The following is a 22,113-nucleotide window of genomic DNA, read 5'->3' on the forward strand; positions in this document are numbered from 1 at the left end:
CGCTACGGTGGGGCGCATGGGAATCCACCGCCTCAACCACGCCGTCCTCTACGTCGGCGACCTGGCCCGCAGCGTCGCGTTCTACCGCGACGTGCTGGGCTTCCGCGTCATCCCGATGACCCCGGACGGTTTCCGGGGCGCGGCCTTCCTCCAGGCCCCCGGCTCCACCAACGACCACGACCTCGGACTGTTCGAGGTCGGGCAGGCGGCGGGGCGCTCCACCGCCGGCCGGGGTGCCGTCGGCCTCTACCACCTGGCCTGGGAGGTCGACACCCTCGACGAGCTGGCCGCCACCGCCGAGCGGCTCGCCGCCGCCGGGGCGCTCGTGGGCAGCTCCGACCACGGCACCACCAAGAGCCTCTACGGGCAGGACCCCGACGGGCTGGAGTTCGAGATCGTCTGGCTGGTGCCGGCCGACCGGCTCGACGACGCCGCCCTGGCCGCCCGCAAGCGGATCGGCCGCCTCGACCTCGACCGCGAGCGGCAGCGCTACGGCGGGCAGACCCGGGGCGGCGTCGGGATCTCCGTCCCGGCCTGATCCCGTTTGGGGGCATCGGGATCGGCGACCCCGGGGCCGGGCCGGCGGGGCGTGCGGTAGAACGGCAGGATGTCGACCCACACCGTCCCGCGCGACCTGCTCGTCCGCCAGCTCGACGCCTGGCTGCCCGCGGCGCTGCAACGCTCGCGCCGGGCCACCCTCGCCCTCGCGTACGCCGGAACCGGCGCCGAGGGCGCGGACGCCGCGCTGCGGGCGGTGGGGGAGCACGCCGACCGGCTGCGCGGGTTCCGGCTCACCGTTCTCGTGCTCGCCGAGGGCGACGAGGGCCTGCCGGCGCGGCTCGGTGCGGCCGAGGCGGGGCTGCCCGCCGAGGTTGCCGTGCACGTCGTGCCCGGCGGCCCGGAGCGGCTGCCGGTGGCGCTCAAGGCGGCCGGGGCAGCCGGCGCCCCGCTGCTCACCCTGGCCCACGGTGCCGCCCCGACCCCGGCGCTGCTGGCCGCCGCCCGGGTCGGCCGCCCGGCCGACCTGCTGCTGGTCGCCGGGCCGGGCGCGTCCCTGCGACCGGCGCTGGAGGCGGCCGGTTTCCCGCTCGTGGCCGAGGTCGACCTGCTCCCCGACCCGGAACCGGCGCAGCCGGGGCTGGTTGGCAGGGCGGAGCCGGAGCTAACGCAGTCGGAGCCCGCGCAGTCGGGCGAGGCGCAGGCCGAGGCGGGGAGCGGGGCGGCCGACGCCGGGCGGCGGGTCGCGTTCGCCACCGGATCGGACCGCAGCCTCCAGGCGTTCAAGGACGGGCTCTGGGCGGCCGGCGAGCGCGCCGGCGTCCGCTACCGCGACCCGGCGGCCCCCGGTGACCGGGCCCCGGCGGTCACTCCGACCCCGGCCGCCGCGCCTGCCCCCGAGCTCGAATCGCTGCGCCGGGCGATCCTCGCCGAGCTGGGCCGCTCCGGCCCGCGCACCGTCACCGAGCTGCGCCGGTACGCCCTCACCTCGACGCCCTACCGGTCCGCGGACGCGACCCGGGTGCTCACCGCCCTGCTCGAATCCGGGGCGGTGACCCGGGAACCCGCGCACGGCCGGCTCGGCGGCGACGTGCTGATCAGCGCCGCCCCCGGGGCCGGCCCGGTCGTCTAGGCCGCGCCCGGCGACGGCGAGGGCCCCGACACCGAACGGGGCGCCGGTGACCCACCGGCGCCCCGTTCGACCTCGGGATCGTCAGGCCCGGGACTTGTCCTGCTTCCACGACAGCGGGCCCGGCAGGTCGACGCGGTGCGCCTTGGCCCGCGAGTTCCAGGACCAGCGGCCGATCTTGATGCTCCACGAGGAGAAGCCGTTCTCCGTGAAGTTCAGGATGATCGGGCCGTACTTCTTGCGCTTGCGAAACATCAGGCCCATCGCGGGCTCCCTTCGTGAGCGTTCCCTGCCGTGTCGACATCGAACATGCCCGAACCGGCGTTCTGCGAAACCCACGACCGTCCGCACCGGACGGTGCCTCCGGCGGTCGGCAATGCATATCCACCCGATAGGTCTTGCGAGCTGGTTTACGCTGCTGGACGGGGAATCGGAGAGGGGAAGCCACGCGTGTCTCATATTATGGAAGGGTGTTGACCGGCTGCGTGGAGCGCCGTCAACATGAGGTCATGTCGCAGCGGGACGAGCCTCTCCTCACCGCTCGCGTCTACGTCGACCTGGTCCGGCACGCGAGCGCGCTCTGTTGAGCTGACCGGTTCCTCCGGCCCGGCCGCCGTCACCGCGCTTCCCACGCCTCCCGAGCGGCCGGCGCGACGGGCGGCCACGACGCCCCGACCGCGGGCCCCTCGCCGCTCCGCCCCGGCCCCATCGCCTCGCGGACAGATCAGGAGACAGCCGTGTCCCCATCCCCGCAGCCACCGCGTCCCCTCGCCCGCGTCCCCACCCCGCCGGCCCGGCCCCACTCCGGCCGGCCACGGCGGGCCCGCACCGGAGCCGTCCTGTTCGACGGGGTGACGAAGACCTTCCCGGCCCGCACCACCGGGCGTGGAGCCGTCGGTGCCGTCACCGCCCTGGACCGGCTCACCCTCGGGGTGAGCCCCGGTGAGTTCCTGGTCGTCGTCGGCCCCGCCGGCTGCGGCAAGTCCACGCTGCTCGACCTGCTCGGCGGGCTGGCCCGGCCCACCTCGGGGCGGGTGCTGGTCGACGGCCGGCCGGTCACCGGCCCGGGCCCCGACCGGGGCCTCGTCTACCCGCAGTCCGGGCCGCTGCCCTGGCGCACCGCCGCCGGCAACGTCGCGTTCGGGCTGGCCGCCCGGGGGGTGCCGCCCGCCGAGCGGCCCGACCTGACCGCCCACCACCTGGAGCTGGCCGGCCTCGCCGGGGTGGCCGACCGGTACCCGCACGAACTCCCCGCCGGCCTGCGGCGGCGCGTCGCCCTCGCCCGCAGCCTCGCGTACGGCCCGTCGGTCCTGCTGCTCGACGAGCCGCTCGCCGCGCTCGACCCGGCCGCCCGCGACGCCGCGCAGGCGGACCTGGCCCGCGTCCTGGCCCGTGCGGGCACCACGGTCGTCCTCGCCACCCGCGACGTCGACCGGGCCGTCCACCTCGGTCAACGGGTCGCGGTGCTGACCGCCGGGCGGGTCGGGCGGGTCGTCGACGTCCGCCTCGGTGACCGGGGCGCGGCGGGGACGATCCGCTCCTCCGCCGCCTTCCGCCGTCACCGGGACGAGATCACGGCGTTGCTCCACGACGGGGCCCGGAACGCCCGGGCCGCCGGCCGTACCCCCGCCCGGCCCACGACCGTCCCCGCCAATCGCACGCCCGACCTGCCCACGACCCCCGCCGCCGCCCGGGCGGCCCGCCCCGAGGAGCCCCCGTTGGCCGACGCCACCGAACGTCCCACCCGACTGTCCGTCCCGTCCGCCGCGCTGCCGTCGTCCCCGGCCACCCGGCCCGCCGCGCTCCCGCCGTCCTGCGCCCGCCCGGCCGGCCCGTCCGGCGGAGCGACAGCGTGACCGCCCTGGACCGGCGCAGCCCCGTCGAGCTGCGCCCGGTCGACGCCGACCTGTTCCGGGCCCTGCTGCGTCGGCGGGCGAAGACCGTCGCCGTGGTCACCGCGCCCGGCCGACGCGCCCGCCGGGGCCGGCCCGCGCTGCCCCCGGCCGGGTTCACCGCCGCCTCGTTCGCCCCCGTGTCGGTGGAGCCGCCGCTGGTCTCGTTCTGCGTCGGCCGGTCGTCGCCGAGCCTGCCCACCGTCGACCACGCCGAGCACGTGGCGGTGCACCTGCTCGCCGCCGACCAGCCGGGGGAGGCCCCGGCCCTCGCCGCCGACGGGTTCGCCGACAGTTCCGTCGACGGGTTCGCCGCGCGTTCCGGCTGGACGCCCGGCCCGTTCGGGGTGCCGCTGGTCGACGGGGCGCTCGCGGTGCTGCTGTGCCGGACCGTGCACCGGGTGGCGGCGGGCGACCACGCCCTCGTCATCGCCGAACCGCTGGCCCTGGGAGTGGGGGAGGGTGGCGACGTGCCGACGCGTGGTTACGCCGCGCCCGTCGGCCTCCGCTGACCCGGGCCGGCCGCCGGACCCGACCGCCTCAGCGGGGTTCCCAGGCGTCGGGGCGGGCGATCAGGCGGCGGACGTGCCCCGGCAGCCGGCCGCTGGTCATCTCGGCCAGGCTCACCTCGTCGACCACCTGCCGCACCGCCGCGCGGACGGCCACCCACAGCCGGGGCAGGTTCTCCGCCGCCCCCTCGTAGCTGGTCTCCTCGGGCCGTCGGCCGCGCACCCCGGCCAGCGGGCCGTCGACCGCGCGCAGGACCGCCCCGATGGTGATCTCCTTCGGCGGCCGGGCCAGCGTGTAGCCGCCCTCGGCGCCCCGCTGGGCGCGCACCAGCCCGGCCCGGCGTAGGTCGGCGAGGACCGCCTCGAGGAACTTGCGCGGCATGTCCTGCTCCGCGGCGATGGCCTGGGTGGACAGCAGTGAGGGGTACGCGGTGGCGAGGCTCAGGGCCGCCCGTACCGCGTAGTCGCCGCGCGCCGAAATTTGCACCCTGACATCATGCCCGGCCCGGCTGTTCGGCCGGCTCTGTGGGCTGCCGGGGCCGCACGATGCGGGCGGTCGGCGCCGCGTCCCGGCCGTTCGCCGCCCCGGCCCGCGCCGCCCGGAACACACCCGGGCTCACCCCGACCTCCCGGGTGAAGAAGCGGCCGAAGTTCGTCGGCTCCGGGAAGCCGAGCCGGCGGCCGATCCGCGCGATCGGCTCGTCGGTGGCGGCGAGCAGCCGGCGGGCCTGGAGCGCCACCCGGTCGTCGATCACCTGCTTCGCGCTGCGCCCGGTCACCGCCAGGCAGGCCCGGGTGAGGGTACGCACCGAGCAGCCGAGCCGCGCCGCGTAGTCCTCCACCCGGCGGGTGTGCTGGTAGCGGCGCTCGACCTCCTGACAGAGCCGGTGGAAGGTGACGCTCTCGGCGCGCCGCCCGGCCCCGGCGCCGCCTCCGGGCCCGGCCGGATCGGCGTCCCCCGGGTCGGCCTGCGCCGACGCGGGGGCGAGCAGGGTGAGCCGCAGCAGCAGCACGGCGAGCTGGTGGCGCAGCAGCGCGCGGACGGCGGGCCCGTCCGCCAGCCGCCGGCAGTCCGCCGCGAGCTGGGCCACCTCGTTGGCCACCGCGGTCCCGTCCGCGCCGGCGAGCTGCCGGTACGCGGGCACGCCGTCGGCGTCGACGTCGAGCCCGCGCAGGGCGGTAGCCGTCCAGCGGAGCACCACGGCGTCGAGCTGGGGGCCAGCGCAGCGCAGCGCCTGGCCGGGGCGCACCCGGAGCAGGGTGCCGGCGCGGCAGGGCAGCGGCCGGAAGTCCAGCTCGGCGGTGCCGTGGCCGCCGGTGAACAGGACGACCAGCTCCGCGTCGGACAGGACGGGACGCCGCCAGCCGGGTTCCGCGGCGAGGTCGCCGAGGGTGAGCGCCGCGATGTCGGTGGGCGGACCCGGCGGGTCGGCCGGTGCCGCCGGTGCGCCGGGGCGGGTCGCCGCCGTGGGGGGTGTCACGAGGTCGGAACGGGTTGCCGGGGAGAGCGGACCGGAAGGGACCATCGTCATCGACGGTATCCCGCGTGCGGGACACTCGCATCTCGACCGGATTGTCGGCGGGCGGCTTGTCGGGGCGCGGCGGCCGGGCTAGGTTACCGGTCGGTTACCCCCGGCCGCCGACCGCGCGGCGCCGCCCCCGACGAGGGCCCGGCGGGAGCACCGGCGGCCCCGGCGAACAGCGATGGGATGGGCATGACGGATCTGTTCTCGGTCGAAGGCAAGACGGTCCTGGTCACCGGCGGCTCACGGGGGATCGGGCTGATGATCGCCCGAGGCTTCGTGCGGGCCGGGGCGCGGGTGATCATCTCGTCGCGGAAGGCGGACGCCTGCGCGGCGGCGGCCGAGGAGCTCTCCGCCGAGGGAAGCTGCGAGGCGATCCCCGCCGACCTCGGCCACGACGAGGGGGCGCAGGGCCTGGCGGCGGCCGTGCGCGAGCGGTTCGACCGGCTCGACGTGCTGGTCAACAACGCCGGGGCCACCTGGGGCGCGCCGCTGGAGTCGTACCCGGAGAGCGCGTTCGACAAGCTGTGGGCCGTCAACGTCAAGGCCGTCTTCCGGCTCACCACCGCCCTGCTGCCGGCGCTGCGCGCGGCGGCCACCGACGACGACCCCGCCCGGGTCATCAACATCGGCTCGGTCGACGGCATCCGGGTGCCGCTCATGGAGGTCTACGCGTACTCGGCCACCAAGGCCGCCGTGCACATGCTCACCCGCAGCCTCGCCCACCAGCTCGCCGGCGAACGGATCACGGTGAACGCCATCGCCCCGGGGCCGTTCGAGAGCAGGATGATGGCCTTCGCGCTCGACGACCCGGCCTCGCGGGCCGCCATCGCGCAGCAGGTGCCGCTCGGGCGCATCGGCCGCCCCGAGGACATGGCCGGCACCGCGATCTACCTGTCGTCGCGGGCGGGCGCGTACCTGACCGGCGCGGTGATCCCGGTCGACGGGGGGATCACGACGCACGGCTGAGGCGTACCGGAGCGTCGGCGACGGCTGGCTTCGGTGCGCATCGGCGGCGGGCCGGCTGAGGTGCGCATCGGCGGCGGGCCGGCGACCGGCTGAGGCGTACCGGCGACCGGCTGGCTGCGGCGCGTACCGGAGCGTTGGTGGCCCGGGGTCGCGCGGACTCGGCAGATCCGCGCGGCCCCGGGTGGTGCTGGCCTGGTCAGCGACCGGCGAGCAGCCGGTTCACCGCCGTGTCGACGTCCAGGTGCTCGGCCTCCCGGCCGCGCGGGACGACGACGTAGGTCCGCCGCAGGAAGCGCACCAGGACGCTGCGTGGCACCTCGAACAGGGCGTTGCCGTCCGGCGACGACAGGGCCAGCGCGACGAAGTCGCCGCGCGGGGTGGCCCACGGCCAGACCCGGACGTCCCCGATTCCGGCCGGCTCGTCCAGGCCGGTGACCAGCAGCTCGCGGGCGAACGACCAGCTCACCGCCTCGCCACCGGCCGACTCGGCATGGAACAGGACATGGACCGCATACGGGTCAGCAGGGTCGTAACGCAGGCTGGCGCGCACCGGCAAGGCGGTGGCGTCAGGCGCGACGAGCCTTAGCGACGTCTCGACCTCTACGGTCGTCGGTCGAATCACACTCATGGACGTTCTCCCCCCGGCACCGCTGCGGAACGCGCGTGTCCCGCTTTTCCCATACTCAGGCGCTACCTCTGGCTACGCTCCGCCATACGCTGACTTCACCCAGTGGTGGGAAGGAGGTCGGAAACGCGCCTAGAATGTGAAAATTCTTGTACGATATCCGGTCTGCCCAGTACGTGATCCCGCCCGGCATCGGGGTGGTTCAGTCGTCGACTTACTCCGGTAACGTCCAGTGGGCTGATGGAGTGACGGGCCGGAGTGACACTGGAGGACGAAATGGTTACGAACCGATCCTCAGTGGATGTGCGGGCGAGGCCCGGCTCCCCGAAAGGAAGGGGCCGGGCAGCCGAAAGGCGGGGGTACGCAGTGCCGAACGAACAACGCGACCGGCGCCGTCCGGGTGGCCCCGACCGCCCCTCGGCCGGGGGTGGAACGGCGGTGGCCGAGCGGCGCGGCGGGCGGTTCCGGCAACGGATGCGCACCACCCTCGACCTGATCCGCGCCAACCCCACCGGCCGGGTCACCCTCAAGATCCTGATCTCCGTGGCGGGCGCGATCGTCGTCACCGTCGGCATCGCGCTGATCCCGCTGCCCGGCCCCGGCTGGCTGCTGGTGATCGCCGGGCTGGGCATCTGGGCCGTCGAGTTCCACTGGGCCCGTCGGCTGCTCGCCTTCACCCGGCGGCACGTCCACCGCTGGACCCGGTGGGCCACCACCCGACCCCTGCCGGTACGGCTCGCGCTCGGCTCCGTGGGCCTGGTCTTCGTCGGCACGGTGGTCTGGCTCTCGCTCAAGTACAGCCTCGGCATCGACGTGGTGGCGCAGGCGTTGCACTACCTCGCGACGCACTGACCCCGGATTTCCGGTCCGGTGCCACGATCGGGTAGAGTCATCGGCGCTGAGGGCGATTAGCTCAGCGGGAGAGCGCTTCGTTCACACCGAAGAGGTCACTGGTTCGATCCCAGTATCGCCCACCATGAATAAGGCAAGCTCAAGGCCCCTCGATCGAGGGGCCTTGACTCGTATCTGAGGGTCAGTTGCTGCTCGGAGGCAGCGAGAAGGCGGCAAAGGACCTCAACACCCGGCGGTCGCGCCCAGCCGTCGAGTGCCTGTAGCGGTTCAGCGTCGCCGATGTCTGCTCGTGCTCCGTCGCCCGCAACTCGTTGATCGGTACGCCGTCGGAGGTCAGCCAGGTCGCGTACGAGCGCCGCAGGTCATGGAAGCGCAACGCCGCCGGTAGGTCGCGGCGGCCCGGTAGACGTGCTCGTGCTCGGTGTGCGACCGCACTGCGGACGGTGGGGCCGGCACCGAACGCCGGCCTTGCGCCGATTCGACTTAGTCGAGCAACCAGGCGTGTAGCTGCGTGCCGTATGGAGTCAGGGCGAGCACCGCCAGCGCGCACCACACTCCCGTGCTGACCACGAGCCGGCCGAACGCTTTCCGGTCGCGGACCCGCCAGGTTTGCAGGAGGGCTACCGCCCCGAGGGTCAGGGTCACGAAAGCGAGCGGGTAGACGAACATCGCCAGCACCCGACCGAGCCCGAACACCCAGACCAGCGGATTCCACACCGAGTACGGACCGACCGGGGGGAGCGAATCCTTCGGGTCGCCCAACCGCTCCACCCCCGGGTCCAGCACAGCCGGCAGATCCCCGACGTGCAGTGCGGCTACGAGCAGCAGACCGAAGCTGCCGATCAGATACATCGCCAGCAACAGCAACTGCGCCCACACCACTACGCGACCGCCGAACGAGGCGGTCGGGGCCTGATCCTGTCGACTCATCGGCGCAACGTACACGCCGCTGTCGCTCTGCGGCCGGCACGCCTGACCCCCGGCGGCCGGCGTGGACAGCGGAAAGCCCGGAAGACCGCCGCAGATCGACAGGGCCGTGACCGGTGGGTGTGCTCTGCGGTCACCTCTGACGGGGACTGATTCCCACCACGGTCAGTGCGAGTAGTCGGTCCGCCTCGGTAGCGGGTTCCGGATGGTGTTCCGTGGCCAGGGCGATACCGGTGATCAGCATGAGCAAATCGGTGATGGTCACGCCGGGCGTCAGCGCGCCATCGTCCGTTGCGCGGCGTACCAGTGGTTCGCCCGCCTCGGTGAGCTGCGCCGAAGCGCAGTGCTCGTGCGCCTCGGCGGGGTCCGCCACGCTGTCGCGGTTCAGTGCGATGGCCAGTCCTCGGATGGTCGCGGCGGACGCGGTGACGGCGCTGAGCCATTCCAGCAGAGCGGCCCGGGTGTCGGCTCTGTCGCCCAGGTCGCGGGCGTGCGCGCACAGGGTCTCGATCCGTTCGCGGAAGACGGCCTCCAGCAGCGCGTGGCGGCTGGGGAAGTGCCGGCGCACCGTGGCTGACCCGACTCCCCCAAGGCGGGCGATCTGTTCCAGGGATGCGTCGGCGCCGTGCGCGGCGATCTCCTGCTCGGCTACGGCGAGCAGGCGCGCGTAGTTGCGCCGGGCGTCTGCACGCTGGACTGGCATCGGTCACCTCGAGGTTTGCTAAGTGGCGGGGCCCTCCATATAGTATCCAAGCAGAAACGGTGGGGCCCGCCGTTTAATGGCCGCGCAATCCAGGAGGAGCCCTCATGCCCACCGAACCCGCACCCGTCCTGGTCGTCGGCGCCACCGGACAGCAGGGCGGCGCCACCGCCCGTGCCCTGCTCGCGGCGGGCGTTCCTGTCCGGGCGCTGGTCCGCAACCCCGCCACCGACCGGGCGAGGGCCGTCGAAGCGCTCGGTGCCGAACTGGTCATCGGCGACCTCGACGATCGCGACTCGCTGGTCAGGGCTGCGCAAGGAGTCCGAGCCGTCTTCTCGGTGCAGATGCCCCCGATGAGCGGGGCCTCCATCGACTTCGAGGGTGAGCTGACCCAGGCCGTCAACCTGATCGAGGGCGCGCTGGCCGCGAAAGTGCCGCAGTTCGTGCACACGTCCGTCTCCGGCGCCGGGCAGCACACCGAGGCCACCGGCTGGGCCGAGGGGCGCTGGGTGCCCCTGGAGCCCTACTTCGCCACCAAGGCCAGCATCCAGAACCGGGTACGCGAGGCGGGCTTCACGAACTGGACGCTCATCAAGCCGGGCTGGTTCATGGAGAACTTCCTGCCCTCCTCGGCGTACCTCTTGCCCCGGGGCGTCGAGGGCGGCCTGGCGACCGTGCTGAAGCCGCAGACCCGGCTCTCCCTCGTCGCGGTCGATGACATCGGCAGTACGGCCGCCGCAGCCATCGCCGAACCCGACCGGTTCAACGGGGTCGAGCTGGAACTGGCCAGCGACTACCTGACCATGACGGAGATCTCCAAGATCCTCTCCCGTGCACTGGGCACCGAGCTGACCGCGCCGGAGATGACCGAGGAGGAAGCGGTCGCCGCGGGAATGCCGGTGTGGGCAGGCGTCTCACACGCATACATGAACGTGGCCGGGCAACCCGCCCGCCCGGAATTCGCCCGAGCCCTCGGCATCCCCCTCACGACCTTCGAGGAATGGACGCACGAACACCTCCGGCCCACAGCCTGACCCGGCTGACTGCGACCCCGAGCGCCGAAGTGGCGCAAGTCGGGATGGCGGCGAGGACCAAGACGAGCGCGTCTCCGGCAATGCTGTGGTGAGGCAAGTTCAGCCATTAGGGGCGAGCGATCCACACCCGCCGCCTCAGCGAGATTCGCAGCAACTGACAGTTGGCCGCTGGCTTGTGATCCGACAACTGATGCACACATCCCCGTCACGTCTTGCGCGACAGGGCGATGAACCCAGGAGCACATCAGCGCGCCTAACACCCTGCGGATCTGCCGAGTCGTGGACGTTCGCACGGTGACGACCGGCCTCCTCGGCTGGCCTAGCTGCTGTGAACGCCGCTTGCCGGAGCAGGAACATGTTCGATACGACGACGGGAGCACGGCCCATGTCATACGTACGACGCTTCGACCACGTCGGCATCACGGTTGCAGATCTCGATGTCGTGACCGCCTTCTTCGTAGCGCTCGGCCTGGAGGTGGAGGGCCGGACGTTCGTCGAGGGCGAGTTCCTGGAGACGGTCTGCGGCATCCCCGACTCCCGCACCGAGATCGTCATGCTGAAGTCACCCGACGATGGTGCCCGCCTGGAACTCGCGCGCTTCGTGCGGCCCGAAGCCGTGCCGGGCTCGCCGGCCGCCATGGCCAACGAGCTGGGGTTGCGAAACGTGTCCTTCGAGGTCAACGACTTGCAGGGCGCTGTCGATTGGGCAGCGAGCGAGGGCTACGAACTGGTCGGTGGTATCGGCGAGTACGAGGGCGCTTGGCGGATGGCCTATGTCCGGGGGCCCGAAGGGATCATCGTCTCGTTGACCGAGCGCATCGGCTGAACTCGCCAGGGCGCGTGGCCTGCACTCCGCTTGCTGCTCCCCGCCGGTCACATAAGACTCCCGGCCGTCGGCGCGGACGGGGGGCCCACCGTGGGGCGTCCCCTGACGAGCGGCCGTGCCCGGTGAGGTGGCGGGCCGATAGGACCACTAGCTCAGACCCCCTGAAAGCGTTGAGGCCCGGTACCGTCGATGACGGCGGGCTTGCCGGTTGTAATGGTCGGTGGGTCGCCACCCAGACCGCTACCTGGGGAAGAGGTGCACCAATGGACACCATCGGCGCGCGTATCAAGTATTGGCGGGCCCGCCGGGGCGGCATGACCCAGACAGTCCTCGCCGGGCTCGCTGGTCTGTCGCAGCCGTACATCTCCCAGATCGAAGCCGGGCACCGCAGCATCGACAGCCGGTCCACGCTCATCGCCATCGCGTCCGCACTGCAGGTCTCCGTCGCCGACCTTCTCGATCAGCCCGGTGACCCCACCGACCCGGCGAAGACTGGAGCCGCCGACACGGTGCCCGCTATCTGGGCTGTCCTACTGGAGATCAGCGAAGGTGAACGGCGTAACCCGGCCGGCAGTCGGGAGCAGGTTGTCGCCGCCCTGGGTGCCACCAACGCCCTTCGGATCGACGCCGACTACATCCGCATGTCCCGTACCCTTCCCGGCCTTCTCGCCGACGCTCACGGGCATGGCGGTGTGGTGCTCGCGGAGGCGGCCTACCTGACCTCGACGTGCCTGCGGCACCTCGGCCACCGGCACCTGGCGGTCGACGCGGCCCGCGTCGCCCAGACGGCGGCCGAAGACGTCGAGCACCACGCGTGGCGGGGGGCGTCCCGGTTCGCGTACGCGCAAGCCCTGCCCGTCGAGGCGACGGGGATCGCCGCCCGTGCCGCAGCTCGCACCATGTCCGACCTGCAACCGCACGCGAGCGACCGTGACGTGCGGCAGGTGCTCGGCCAGTTGCACCTGGCCGCCGCGCTGCGGTCGGCGGTCGGCGGACAACCGGTCACCGCCGAGGATCACCTGACCGAAGCGGAGCAGGAGGCAGCGACCCTCGGAGATCCACCACCGGACGGCGGATTCAACACCATGTGCTTCGGGCCGACGAACGTGACGCTGTGGCGAATGGCCATCGCCAACGAATCCGGCGACCACCAACGGGTGGTCGAGCTGGCCCGAACGGTGAGCGTGGATGCGCTGCCGATCGCCAACCGCCGGCAGGCGTACTGGATGGACCTGGGGCGGGCGTTGGCGCAGTCGGGCCGCAGGGACCGGGAGGCGGAAGTCGCGTTCGTCCGGGCGGAGCGCATCGCCCCGTCGCTGTTCGTGCTGAACCCGCTGGCCCGGGATGCGGTGTCCGCGATGGTGCGTCGAGCGCGACGCCGGGCGGTGTCGAAGGAGCTGCGCGTCCTCGCTCGCCGCCTCGACATAGCTGTGGGCGCATAACCGACAGCAATACGTGAACGGCCTGCCCGCTCCTACGTTCTGCATGGACGCGGCGGCATGAACTCCATCAGCACTGGTACCGGCCGTGCCGCGTCCTGTCAGAACGGCGGGCTGCGCGCCTCCCCGGTCGCAGCCCGCTCCCTCGGGGTGCGGCGGCTCGGCCCGTCCAAGAGGTCCGCCCGTCGCACCCCTCGGCGCACAGGGCGGCGGCATGGCGGTTGGGTCCGAGCTACGCAAGATTGTCCGGTGGCTGCTGAGGTGGTCTGCCTCGCTCCGCCGCGACCACAGGTCTCCAGGCTCGCTCAGGTGGGTTCTCGGGCCGCCGCTGAGGAGGCCCGGATGAAGGCGGCGGAGACGCTGGCCACCGTTGTCCCGCTACGTCGGCCGGGAAGGGGCCGCCAGGGCGAAGGTGAGGCTTCCGTTTGAACCCTTAGGGGCAACGGCCTGGGCCGGTGCTGTGCGCTCTCCTGGCCGCTCAGCCTTCTTCGTCGGGTGCGGCGTCTCGGACCTGGTGGGGGCGGTAGGTCCTGATCCACGCCTCCACCGCCGCGCGCTCCCAGACCCGCACCTTGCCGCTTGCCACCGTGTCCAGGGGTGCGGGGAAGGTGGCGCGGTTCGTGATCTCCGTAGCCCGGGTGCGTGACACGCCGCCGAGCATCTCGGCGATATCGGAAAGGGCCACCAGTCTCACGCGCCGACCGTATGCACGTGCAACCGGGCCACGTTGCCACTTCGTACGTTGCCACCCAATACCTTGACAGTTGCCACGTTCAAGGTGAGGTTGTAGTGGCGATCGCAACTGGTGAGCGGTCCGGCTACCTGATCGGGGATCGGTGGCCGGCCCTGCCTATCGCTGGAGATGACATGGAGATGGGGATGAGCGACGACGAGCCGGTACAGAGCCGGGGCGAGCAGATCCAGGAGACGGAGCGGGAAGCCGCGAGGCAGCGCATCCTGGCGTTGGCCGAGGCGGAGCGGATACCGGCGGAGGAGACGACCCGGGCGGTGCCGGACCGGCGGTGGCGGCGTGGACACCAGTGATCTGCTGCCGGTCGGCCGTCGGGTGGCGTACTGGCGGGGGCGGCGGAAGTTGTCGCAGCAGGTGTTCGCCGACCGGCTCGGCAAGTCGAAGAGCTGGGTGGACAAGGTCGAGCGGGGTGTCCGGTCCCTGGACAAGGTGTCGACCTTGCACGACATCGCTGCCGTGCTGCGTATCGATGCAGCGGTGCTGCTCGGACGGGAAACCCAGCCCGCCGGGGTGACCGAGCGCGGCGAGGGCGTGGCGCGCATCCGGGTGGCGTTGTCCCGGTACGAGGTCGCACTCGGCAGGGCAGCGGCTCGCCGGCCGGTGCTGCCGGCCGACCAGATGGCCCGGCAGGTCGCGCACGCCTGGACGACGTTCCAGCACGCCCGGTACCCGCAGGTGATCGAACTGCTGCCGGGCCTGCTGACCGATGCGGAGCGCACCCGCGCCGGTGATCCGCTGGCGGGTCGGGTGCCGCTGGTGGAGGCGTACCGGATCACCGCGTCACTGCTGGTGAAGCTCGGTGACCCCGACCTGGCGTGGCTGGCCGTGGACCGGGCCATGACCGCCGCAACCGGAGACCGGAGTCTGGTGGCCGCCGCAGCGGTGCAGCTCGGTCAGGTGCTCCGCGCCTGCGGGCAGGCGCGGGTGGCGAAGTCCGCGATGCTGTCCGCCGCGTACCGGATCGCCCCGCCCGTGGTCGAGTTCGGCCTACCCCCGGAGCTGTCCCTGTGCGGCACGCTGCTCGTCCAGGCGGCCCTGGCCGCCGCCAACCACGGCGACGCCCGCGCCGCCGCCGACCTGCTCGACGAGGCCGCGACCCTGGCCGCCCGCGTCACCGACGGCCACGACCACCACCGCACCGCGTTCGGACCCACCGCCGTGGACGTGGCCCGCGCCGCCGCAGCCGTCGAACTCGGCGACATCCGCGACGCGGTGACCCGGCACGAAACGGCCCTGCGGCGCGACGGCTGGCGGTGGCTGCCCACCGAACACCGCGCCGCGCACCTGCTCGACACCGCCCGCGCCCACCTGCACGCCGACGACCCGATCAACGCGGGCCGGCTCCTGATCGACGTCGACCGCATCGCACCCGCCGAGATCCGCCAGCGGCCCGCCGCCCGGGACCTGCTCGCCCAGCTCGCCCGCGACCCCCGCACCCCGACCACCATCACCCGGCTCGCCGTCGCCCTCGGGCTGGGCTGAGCGATGACCGGACCGCACCTGTCCCTGGCCCAGATTCGGAACCGACTGGTCCTCACCGCCCGTACCGTCCTGCGCCAGCACCGGCCCGGTCCCGACGGACGCTGCCCGACCTGCCGCATCCCGCACTGCCCGGCGGCGACCGCCGCCCGCGACGTCCTCCACGCGGCCGAGCGAGTACGGCAGCGAAGCGCAGCAACCCCGCCGCCCGCGCCCGGCAGCGACGGCACTGCCGGTTCCCGGCCTCGGCGTGAGTGAGGAACGGCCGAGCGGTGCGTCAGCCCAGCCGGGCGAGAACGCCGGACTCGATCACGATCGCGGCACCGATGAGCATGAACACGCCCGGCACGATCCAGTGCCCGTACCGTTCGACGACGTCGACCACCCGGCGGTGGGAGCCGAGCCACGACGCCGCCAGGCACCAGACCGCGACCCCGACGGCGAACACCGCGACCGTGATCAGGCCGGCCGCGACGCCGACCGTTCGGAACACGGGCGTGTAGACCGAGATGTTGTCCGCGCCGTTGGCCACCGTGATTCCGATGACGGGCAGGATCCCGGACGCCACGGTCGGCGTGGGCTGCTCGTCGTGGCGGCTGCGGATCGCGCCGAGAAGGCCGCGCACGCCGAGGCCGAACGGGAGCAGGCCCAGCAGGCCGACCCACTGGTCGGGGACGACCGTCAGACCGAGGGCGGCGATCGCGGAGACCGCGACCAGGGTGGCGATGCCGGCGTACTGGCCGACCCAGATCTGCCACGGCCGCGGCTTGCCCGACGCCCGCGCGGAGAGGAACAGCACCGTCAGGACGATGATGTCGTCGATGTTCGTGCCGGTGAACACCCCGGCTGCGGCGGCGATGATCCCGAGAAGGTCTCCCACGGATGGACACTGTACGGACAACGATTGCCATCGATCGTGGGGTCTCAAGCGGAACGTCGACTACCTCGGGTGTGAAGGTGGATATCCGGTGGCGGCGCGACCTGCCACCGGACGATGACGACGAAGAGCTGTGACGAGGCAGAAACCTGCCGTACAGGTGACAGACGACCTTGTCGCCGCGCGGCAATCGACGCAGGCCTCCGCATGGCGGGCGGTCGTCCGGGTATCTGCCGACCGTGACCTTCTCGATTGCCGCACGCTGTCCGCGTACCGGGCAGCTCGGGGTGGGAGCCCTGACGGCCAGGCCCGCGGTAGGCAAACTCGTCGCGCACGTCCACTCCGGCGGCGGCGCGGTGGCGACCCAGGCCACCCCCAACCCGTTCCTCGCCTACGACGGCCTGCCGCTGCTCACCGAGGGGCGCTCACCGCAGGACGTCCTGGCCGAACTGCTGGGCCGGGACCCGGGCCGGGAGGTGCGGCAGGTCGGCATGGTCGATCGCCAGGGGCGTTCGCACGCCTTCACCGGCTGCCCACCCGCGACGATCCCATGGGTGGGGCCGCCCGACAGGCGTTGTCGACCCCGGGCGACGGGGCATCTGGCCCGGGAAGGCTCTGACGTGGACGGTGGGGAGGGACCCCGACGGCGCACCCCGGCCGCTGGGGCGCGGCCCCCACGGCGGGCCGGAAACGTCCGCCCGTACACCTAGGATCAGCGGCGTGGATGCCGCCCTCGACACCCTGCCGAAGATCGGTGCGCCGGCGACCCGGGCCCTGGACAACGCCGGCTATTCGACGCTGCGCGACCTCGCGGGCGTGCCGCGTGCCGAGTTGGCGAAGCTGCACGGCGTGGGGCCGAAAGCGCTCGGAATCGTCCAGAGCGCGCTGGAGCAGCACGGACTGAGCCTGGGATAGGCGCTTCTCCCACCGTCGCGACGCCGGCCCGCAAATATTGGCCCTGCGTTCGTGGGCTTCCTCGGTAGGGTGTGGCGGCAGCGCCGTACCAGCCGGTTGGCGGCCTGGCGACGATGCTCCGGACGCCGTCCGGCTCCTGACGCACGGGGCCGCGAGCCGACGACGTCGTGACGCTTGGGCAGATTCGGAGGTGCGTGCCAGTGGCCGGCAAGTCGTATCAGGTCATCGTGCGCGGCAAGTTCCCGCCACTCGACGACAAGCAGCGGGCCGAGCTGCTCGCCAGGGCGGACGAGCACGACGTGTTCCAGGCGAAGTTCACCGAGGAAGGCACCGTCACCTACGAACGGTCGCTGCTCGGGTTCACCTTCCGCTGCCTGGTCCCCGCCGACGAGGCCGACGGGGAACCGGTCGTGATCGGCAGGGCGGAGGCGCTCGCCGTGGCCGCCGTTCGAGGGCTCGGCGCCGACTGCCGCGACCTCAGGTCGGTATCGACCGACCTCGGCGACATCAAGATCCGCCGACGGGTGCACTGACCCCGCCACCCCCGCTCCGCCTCCGCCCCGGGGACGGAGCCGCTCACATCGCCGGCCGGCACACCCCGGCCGGACGCCGGGCTCAGGCGGGCGGGGTCAGCCGGCCGGCGGCGGCGAGGCGGCGGACGACGGCCTCGTGAGGTACGGCGTGACTGGTGCGGCCACCCACCCCGGTGGTGGTCGTGGCGGTGAGGACGGAGTTCAGCAGCGCTTCCTCCACCGAGTCGAGCACGGCCGTGAAGACCGGATCGATCTGCGAGTCCGGCATCGTAGGCCGACCCGGCTCCGCCGTGCTGAACGCGATCGCGTAGTCGCCGCTGCCGTTGCTGTACGACGCGCCGACCCGGGCCATCGCGAAGATCGCGCGGCGGGCGAGTCGACCGAGTTGCCGGGCGTCCAGGGGCGCGTCGGTGGCCACCACGATCATGCACGAGTTGCCCGGCGGCTCGGCCGGGTCGGCCTGCGGGACCAGCTCCTCGACCGGCAGCGGGATGCCCAGCGCGGTGAGCACGCCGCCGAAGTTGGACTGGGTGAGGGCGCCCACCGTGATCGGGCGTCCGGCTGCCTCCACCGTACGGGAGGAGGTGCCGATGCCCGCCTTGTAGCCCAGGGCCGTGGTGCCGGTCCCGGCGCCGACGCAGCCTTCGGCCGGCGCGCCACCCGACGCGCGGGCCAGGGCGTCCAGCACGTGTGCCTCGGTGATCGGGCGGCGGCGGATGTCGGAGAGGTGTCCGTCGTTGGTCTCGCCCACCAGCGGGTTGAACGACACCCCGTCCGGTCGGCGGTCCATCAGGTGGGTGAGCACCGCGTCCGCGGCCCGGAACACCGACAGCGTCGCGGTGAGGACGATCGGGGACTCCAGCACGCCGAGTTCGTCCACCTGGGTCGAGCCGACCAGTTTTCCGTAGCCGTTCCCGGTGTGGACGGCCGCCGGCAGGGACCACCGCTCGGGGCCGAGCTGGCTCGGTACGACCGCCGTGACCCCGGTGTGCAGGTCCTGGCCGTCGTCGACGGTGGTGTGCCCCACGAGCACCCCGGGGACGTCGGTGATGGCGTTGTGCCGCCCGGTGGGCAGTGCGCCGACGACGATGCCGAGATCGCGGGCGCGGTGCTGGACCGGCTGCTTAATGGTGCCCTCCGTCAGGTGCCGCCGTCGGGCGGGCCGTGGTGTGGTGCGGAATGTCGTTCGCGAGGGTGTCCAGGGAACAACCAGGTTGATCGGGGCAGGTCGCGTCGGGTAGGAACACGGCATGTTACGTGGCGACAAGATCGGGCTGCGGGCCCGGTACGAGACCGACGTTCCCGTCCTGCAATCCGAGCTCTACGACGACGTCGCGACCCGGTCGAAGGCCGACTCCCGTCCATGGCGTCCGATCGCACCCGGCTCCGCCGCGTCGCCGTACACGGTCTCCGACCCCACCGACGACGCCGCGTGCTTCTCGGTGGTGCAGCTCGACGACGGCGAACTGGCGGGCGAGGCGCTGTTGTGGGGCATCGACCTGCACAACAGAACGGCTCACCTCGGGATCTCGCTGCGGCCGTCCTTCCGGGGCCGTGGGCTGGGCACCGACGTCATCCGGGTGCTGTGCCACTACGGCCTCGTGGTGCGCGGCCTGCACCGGTTGCAGGTCGAGACGCTGGCCGACAACGCCGCGATGATCCGAGCGGCCACCCGGGCAGGATTCGTTCCCGAAGGCACCCTGCGACGTGCGGCCTGGGTGAACGGGGACTTCGCCGACGAGGTCGTTCTCGGGTTGCTCGCCGCCGAGTGGGACGCGAACTGACCGCAACCGCCGTGGCTCGCAACGGGGCGCTGGGTCACGAGCACGCTCCGACTACCCTCGCCGCCGTGAAGGCAATGGAGATCGAAGCACCCATCGTTGGCGTCACCGTCTACCCGGACCGGGCGCGGGTCACCCGCCGGGGCAGCGCCCGGTTGCCGGCCGGCGAGCACCGGGTCCGCATCGCGCCGTTGCCGCTCGGCCTGCGGCGGGACTCGCTGCGCGTCGGCGGCCGGGGCGCGGCCACCGTGCTCGGCGTGGACGTGACGACGTGGCGGCAGGCGCGCAGCACCGACGGGCAGGTCCGCGAGCTGGAGCAGCGGCGTCGCGAGCTGGCCGACGAGGTGGCCGAGATCAACGACACGTACGAGATCGAGGTGCAGCGGGGGCAGTTCCTCGCCCGGCTGGCCGAGCGGGCCGGCGGCACGTACGCCCGCGCGCTGGCCGGCGGGGACGCCGACCCGCCCGACGTGGCCGCCTTCGCCGACTCGATGGCCGGGCAGCTCGCCGAGTCCCGCAGCCGCCGGCGCGACCTGGTCCGGCGGCGCACCGATCTGGGCGAGGAGCTGGCGGCGGTCGAGCGGCACCTCGACGCGGCGAACGGCAAGCGGGAGCCGGACCGGCTCGCCGCCGAGGTGACCGTGTCGGTGGACGCCGACGACACCGATCTGGACCTGGAGCTGACCTACCTGATCGACGGGGCCCGGTGGCAGCCCTCCTACGACCTGCGGCTGGTCGACGACACCGTGAACGTCACCTGGTACGGGCTGGTCAGCCAGGACACCGGCGAGGACTGGCCGGAGTGCGTGCTCCAGCTCTCGACCGCCCGCCCGGCGGCGACGACCGGCGTACCGGAGCTGTCGCCCTGGTATCTCGACCGGTTCCGGTCGCTGCCGCCGAAGCCGGCCATGCCGCCGGCGGGCTACGGCGCGGTGCCGGCACCGCCGAACCCGGGCTCGGCACCGGCCGCCGCGGGTGGGGTGGCCCGTTCCGCCGCCCCACCACCGCCCGCCCCGGTGCGGGAGAGCGTCGCCGCCGTCGAGCAGGGCGTCGCGGCGGCCACCTACCGGCCGGCCCGCCCGGTCGCGGTGCCGGCGGACGGCAGCGCGTACCGGGCCACCATCGCCGTGCTGGACCTGCCGGCCCGGCTGGACCACGTGACCGTGCCGGTCCGCGCGGCCGAGGCGCACCTGCGCGCGACCGTGCGCAACACCTCGACGCACACGCTGCTCCCGGGCGCGGCGGCGGTCTTCCACGGCGCCGACTTCGTCGCGGCCACCCGGCTGCCGGTCTGGGCGCCCGGCGAGGAGACCGAGCTGGCGCTCGGGGTGGACGACCGGGTGCGGGTGGAACGGAAGCTGGACCGGCGCGCCGACACCCGCGCCACGCTCGGGTCGACCCGGCGGCGCGACGTGGAGTACCGGATCAGCGTCGCGAACCACACGCCCCGGCCGGCGAGCGTGGAGGTGCGCGACCAACTGCCGGTGTCGCGCGACGACGCGGTCGTCGTACGGGAGACCACCCTCGCCCCGCCGCCGGCCGAGCGCACCGAGTTGGGCGAGCTGACCTGGCGGCTGCGGCTCGCGCCGGGGGAGAGCGGCGAGATCGTCATGGGTTTCCGCGTCGAACTCGCCAGGGGGGTCGAGCTGGCCGGCTGGCGGGAGTGAGGCGCCGCGCGGGCGAACGCGCGCGGTCCGGCTCCTCGTCCCCGACGCGCGTTTTCCGGCGAGGCGTTCATTTTAGACACTTCCGTAAGAAGTACGAAACAGTTGTCGATCGGCCGAGGAACCGTCGGTCAAAGGGTTTCTCGGCCGAAGAACGTTGCCTTCCGCGTCAGTGCGGGGCTGTGGGTCAGCGGGTACAGTGGCGGCCAACGCGATGCTGACACCCTGCGGTGTAACAGGTTGTTCGCATCGCAGACCGCCGCCGACCGCTGTGGACGGTAGCAATCCTGCGGTGTCGTGGCTCGGGGGACGGACACATCGGCGCCTGGCGCGCCGCACCCCCGCACCCCGCCACCCCGGAACGCGGCCAAGCCCTGCCGTCACGGGTGTCGCCGGCACCGAGGGGGAGAGGAGCTCTGCGGGCGGATGCGTGATGGCAGATGATCGTCGGAGCGTGCGGTCGACCATTACCCGGTGCCATCGGCGCGGGGCGGTGAGGGACGTGCCGGCCGGTGCGGGAGGCGGCACGTCGCCGGGCCTGCGGGTGCTCGTCGCACCCGGCCCGCTGGTCGTCCAGAAGGGACTGGAGGTCGTCCTGCGGGACCTGCCGGCCGTGGCCCAGGTGCGCTCCGTGGAGAGCGGCAACGCCGCCGCCATGCACCTCCGGCAGCGCTGCTGGGACCTGCTCGTGGTGCCCGTCGAGCCGGACGCGCCGGTCGAGCGGCTGCTGACCGTGGCGCGGGGGCTGGACGTCAAGACGCTGGCCGTCGTGCTGGCCAACGCCGGCCCGCTCCTACAGGCCGCGGTCGCGCTGCCGGCGGACGGCTTCGTCCTGGCCGTCGAGGTGGACCACCGGGGGCTCGCCGAGGCCCTGCACGACATCCAGCGGGGCAAGATGCCGGTGCCCGAGGAACTCGGCCGGCTGGCGCTCTCCGCGCTCCAGGAGCGGCACCGGCCCGAGCCCGGGACCCGGCTGACCCCGCGCGAGCAGCAGACCCTGGAACTGCTGGCGCGGGGGCTGAGCAACCGGCAGATCGCCGCCGCGCTGCACATCTCCGAGCACGGCGCGAAGCGCCACGTCTGCCGCATCCTGACCAAGCTGGGCTGCCCCAACCGCACGATGGCCGTGGCGGCGGCCTACCGCCTGGGGCTGGTCGAGGAGGTCGCCGGCTGAGCCGCGCGGGCCCGGG

Annotated in this window: 27 protein-coding genes and 1 tRNA gene; 19 read left to right on the forward strand and 9 right to left on the reverse strand. The window is 73.3% G+C overall.

Annotated features, from left to right (window positions below; all coding sequences use genetic code 11):
• Positions 1 to 16: 16 nt before the first annotated feature.
• Both LPU43_RS16770 and LPU43_RS16775 read left to right on the forward strand, forming a co-directional pair.
• Positions 17 to 538 carry a VOC family protein gene (locus tag LPU43_RS16770; RefSeq protein WP_229401361.1) on the forward strand — a complete coding sequence of 174 codons (522 nt, stop codon included), beginning with the start codon at positions 17 to 19 and terminating at the stop codon, positions 536 to 538.
• Positions 539 to 607: 69 nt separating this feature from the next.
• Positions 608 to 1,630 carry a hypothetical protein gene (locus LPU43_RS16775; protein WP_229401362.1) on the forward strand — a complete coding sequence of 341 codons (1,023 nt, stop codon included), beginning with the start codon at positions 608 to 610 and terminating at the stop codon, positions 1,628 to 1,630.
• 81 nt (positions 1,631 to 1,711) lie between these two features.
• Here LPU43_RS16775 and LPU43_RS16780 read toward each other — a convergent pair whose 3' ends face one another.
• On the reverse strand, positions 1,712 to 1,891 hold the full coding sequence (locus tag LPU43_RS16780) for a DUF4236 domain-containing protein (protein ID WP_007075522.1): 180 nt from the start codon (positions 1,889 to 1,891) through the stop codon (positions 1,712 to 1,714).
• A gap of 245 nt (positions 1,892 to 2,136) precedes the next feature.
• Here LPU43_RS16780 and LPU43_RS28940 point away from each other — a divergent pair, with 245 nt between their 5' ends.
• From LPU43_RS28940 to LPU43_RS16790, 3 genes are all read left to right on the forward strand, one after another.
• Positions 2,137 to 2,214: a putative leader peptide gene (locus LPU43_RS28940; protein ID WP_373321734.1), complete on the forward strand. Its 78-nt coding sequence runs from the start codon at positions 2,137 to 2,139 to the stop codon at positions 2,212 to 2,214.
• A gap of 150 nt (positions 2,215 to 2,364) precedes the next feature.
• A complete protein-coding gene (locus LPU43_RS16785) occupies positions 2,365 to 3,483 on the forward strand; it encodes an ABC transporter ATP-binding protein (RefSeq protein WP_229401363.1) in 1,119 nt (372 codons plus the stop codon).
• Positions 3,480 to 4,031: a flavin reductase family protein gene (locus tag LPU43_RS16790; RefSeq protein WP_229401364.1), complete on the forward strand. Its 552-nt coding sequence runs from the start codon at positions 3,480 to 3,482 to the stop codon at positions 4,029 to 4,031. Before LPU43_RS16785 ends, LPU43_RS16790 begins: the two co-directional genes overlap by 4 nt.
• A 28-nt stretch (positions 4,032 to 4,059) precedes the next feature.
• On the opposite strand, the gene LPU43_RS16795 is transcribed toward LPU43_RS16790, so the two are convergent.
• Together LPU43_RS16795 and LPU43_RS16800 are read right to left on the reverse strand one after the other, a co-directional pair.
• Positions 4,060 to 4,515, reverse strand: a complete 456-nt coding sequence (locus LPU43_RS16795) for an RrF2 family transcriptional regulator (protein WP_229401365.1) — start codon at positions 4,513 to 4,515, stop codon at positions 4,060 to 4,062.
• 7 nt (positions 4,516 to 4,522) lie between these two features.
• A complete protein-coding gene (locus LPU43_RS16800; RefSeq protein WP_229401366.1) occupies positions 4,523 to 5,554 on the reverse strand; it encodes a helix-turn-helix transcriptional regulator in 1,032 nt (343 codons plus the stop codon).
• A gap of 189 nt (positions 5,555 to 5,743) precedes the next feature.
• Between LPU43_RS16800 and LPU43_RS16805 the strand changes: the two genes are divergently transcribed.
• On the forward strand, positions 5,744 to 6,520 hold the full coding sequence (locus LPU43_RS16805; RefSeq protein WP_229401367.1) for a glucose 1-dehydrogenase: 777 nt from the start codon (positions 5,744 to 5,746) through the stop codon (positions 6,518 to 6,520).
• A 196-nt stretch (positions 6,521 to 6,716) separates the two neighbouring features.
• On the opposite strand, the gene LPU43_RS16810 is transcribed toward LPU43_RS16805, so the two are convergent.
• Complete coding sequence (locus tag LPU43_RS16810; RefSeq protein ID WP_007457244.1) at positions 6,717 to 7,148, reverse strand: SsgA family sporulation/cell division regulator; 432 nt, start codon at positions 7,146 to 7,148, stop codon at positions 6,717 to 6,719.
• Positions 7,149 to 7,421: 273 nt separating this feature from the next.
• Between LPU43_RS16810 and LPU43_RS16815 the strand changes: the two genes are divergently transcribed.
• Both LPU43_RS16815 and LPU43_RS16820 read left to right on the forward strand, forming a co-directional pair.
• Positions 7,422 to 7,997, forward strand: coding sequence for a TIGR02611 family protein (locus LPU43_RS16815; protein WP_229401368.1), 576 nt, complete (start codon positions 7,422 to 7,424; stop codon positions 7,995 to 7,997).
• A gap of 50 nt (positions 7,998 to 8,047) precedes the next feature.
• Positions 8,048 to 8,122: transfer RNA gene (locus LPU43_RS16820), tRNA-Val, on the forward strand.
• A gap of 358 nt (positions 8,123 to 8,480) precedes the next feature.
• Here LPU43_RS16820 and LPU43_RS16825 read toward each other — a convergent pair.
• The gene (locus LPU43_RS16825) at positions 8,481 to 8,927 is read right to left on the reverse strand and encodes a hypothetical protein (RefSeq protein ID WP_229401369.1); all 447 of its coding nucleotides are present in this window, start codon (positions 8,925 to 8,927) and stop codon (positions 8,481 to 8,483) included.
• 130 nt (positions 8,928 to 9,057) lie between these two features.
• On the reverse strand, positions 9,058 to 9,627 hold the full coding sequence (locus LPU43_RS16830) for a TetR/AcrR family transcriptional regulator (RefSeq protein ID WP_229401370.1): 570 nt from the start codon (positions 9,625 to 9,627) through the stop codon (positions 9,058 to 9,060).
• A gap of 104 nt (positions 9,628 to 9,731) precedes the next feature.
• Between LPU43_RS16830 and LPU43_RS16835 the strand changes: the two genes are divergently transcribed.
• The 3 genes from LPU43_RS16835 to LPU43_RS16845 all read left to right on the forward strand — a co-directional run bounded on the left by LPU43_RS16835 (position 9,732) and on the right by LPU43_RS16845 (position 12,926).
• Complete coding sequence (locus LPU43_RS16835; RefSeq protein WP_229401371.1) at positions 9,732 to 10,658, forward strand: NmrA/HSCARG family protein; 927 nt, start codon at positions 9,732 to 9,734, stop codon at positions 10,656 to 10,658.
• Between the two features lie 385 nt (positions 10,659 to 11,043).
• A complete protein-coding gene (locus LPU43_RS16840; RefSeq protein ID WP_229401372.1) occupies positions 11,044 to 11,484 on the forward strand; it encodes a VOC family protein in 441 nt (146 codons plus the stop codon).
• A 263-nt stretch (positions 11,485 to 11,747) separates the two neighbouring features.
• A complete protein-coding gene (locus LPU43_RS16845; protein WP_229401373.1) occupies positions 11,748 to 12,926 on the forward strand; it encodes a helix-turn-helix domain-containing protein in 1,179 nt (392 codons plus the stop codon).
• Between the two features lie 475 nt (positions 12,927 to 13,401).
• On the opposite strand, the gene LPU43_RS16850 is transcribed toward LPU43_RS16845, so the two are convergent.
• The gene (locus LPU43_RS16850; protein WP_229401374.1) at positions 13,402 to 13,617 is read right to left on the reverse strand and encodes a hypothetical protein; all 216 of its coding nucleotides are present in this window, start codon (positions 13,615 to 13,617) and stop codon (positions 13,402 to 13,404) included.
• Between the two features lie 185 nt (positions 13,618 to 13,802).
• Here LPU43_RS16850 and LPU43_RS16855 point away from each other — a divergent pair, with 185 nt between their 5' ends.
• Both LPU43_RS16855 and LPU43_RS16860 read left to right on the forward strand, forming a co-directional pair.
• Positions 13,803 to 13,967: a hypothetical protein gene (locus tag LPU43_RS16855; protein WP_229401375.1), complete on the forward strand. Its 165-nt coding sequence runs from the start codon at positions 13,803 to 13,805 to the stop codon at positions 13,965 to 13,967.
• Positions 13,954 to 15,156, forward strand: a complete 1,203-nt coding sequence (locus LPU43_RS16860) for a helix-turn-helix domain-containing protein (RefSeq protein ID WP_229401376.1) — start codon at positions 13,954 to 13,956, stop codon at positions 15,154 to 15,156. Before LPU43_RS16855 ends, LPU43_RS16860 begins: the two co-directional genes overlap by 14 nt.
• Before the next feature lie 274 nt (positions 15,157 to 15,430).
• Here LPU43_RS16860 and LPU43_RS16865 read toward each other — a convergent pair whose 3' ends face one another.
• A complete protein-coding gene (locus tag LPU43_RS16865; RefSeq protein WP_229401377.1) occupies positions 15,431 to 16,033 on the reverse strand; it encodes a cadmium resistance transporter in 603 nt (200 codons plus the stop codon).
• A 284-nt stretch (positions 16,034 to 16,317) separates the two neighbouring features.
• Here LPU43_RS16865 and LPU43_RS28945 point away from each other — a divergent pair, with 284 nt between their 5' ends.
• From LPU43_RS28945 to LPU43_RS16875, 3 genes are all read left to right on the forward strand, one after another.
• Positions 16,318 to 16,740, forward strand: a complete 423-nt coding sequence (locus LPU43_RS28945) for a DUF1028 domain-containing protein (protein ID WP_373321730.1) — start codon at positions 16,318 to 16,320, stop codon at positions 16,738 to 16,740.
• Between the two features lie 10 nt (positions 16,741 to 16,750).
• Entirely contained in the window at positions 16,751 to 16,945 is a 195-nt protein-coding gene (locus LPU43_RS16870) for a helix-hairpin-helix domain-containing protein (protein ID WP_229401378.1), read from the forward strand.
• A 200-nt stretch (positions 16,946 to 17,145) separates the two neighbouring features.
• Positions 17,146 to 17,478: a DUF6204 family protein gene (locus tag LPU43_RS16875; protein WP_229401379.1), complete on the forward strand. Its 333-nt coding sequence runs from the start codon at positions 17,146 to 17,148 to the stop codon at positions 17,476 to 17,478.
• An 82-nt stretch (positions 17,479 to 17,560) separates the two neighbouring features.
• Here LPU43_RS16875 and LPU43_RS16880 read toward each other — a convergent pair whose 3' ends face one another.
• Positions 17,561 to 18,730, reverse strand: coding sequence for a P1 family peptidase (locus tag LPU43_RS16880; RefSeq protein WP_229401380.1), 1,170 nt, complete (start codon positions 18,728 to 18,730; stop codon positions 17,561 to 17,563).
• On the opposite strand from LPU43_RS16880, the gene LPU43_RS16885 reads away from it, so the two are divergent.
• The 3 genes from LPU43_RS16885 (at position 18,729) to LPU43_RS16895 (ending at position 22,097) form a co-directional block, all read left to right on the forward strand.
• Complete coding sequence (locus tag LPU43_RS16885) at positions 18,729 to 19,262, forward strand: GNAT family N-acetyltransferase (protein ID WP_229401381.1); 534 nt, start codon at positions 18,729 to 18,731, stop codon at positions 19,260 to 19,262. The genes LPU43_RS16880 and LPU43_RS16885 overlap by 2 nt on opposite strands.
• Before the next feature lie 74 nt (positions 19,263 to 19,336).
• Positions 19,337 to 20,926 carry a DUF4139 domain-containing protein gene (locus LPU43_RS16890; protein ID WP_229401412.1) on the forward strand — a complete coding sequence of 530 codons (1,590 nt, stop codon included), beginning with the start codon at positions 19,337 to 19,339 and terminating at the stop codon, positions 20,924 to 20,926.
• A 490-nt stretch (positions 20,927 to 21,416) separates the two neighbouring features.
• The gene (locus LPU43_RS16895; RefSeq protein ID WP_229401382.1) at positions 21,417 to 22,097 is read left to right on the forward strand and encodes a response regulator transcription factor; all 681 of its coding nucleotides are present in this window, start codon (positions 21,417 to 21,419) and stop codon (positions 22,095 to 22,097) included.
• Positions 22,098 to 22,113: the final 16 nt, after the last annotated feature.

It is taken from the genome of Micromonospora okii, from assembly GCF_020884795.1.
GTDB lineage: Bacteria > Actinomycetota > Actinomycetes > Mycobacteriales > Micromonosporaceae > Micromonospora > Micromonospora okii.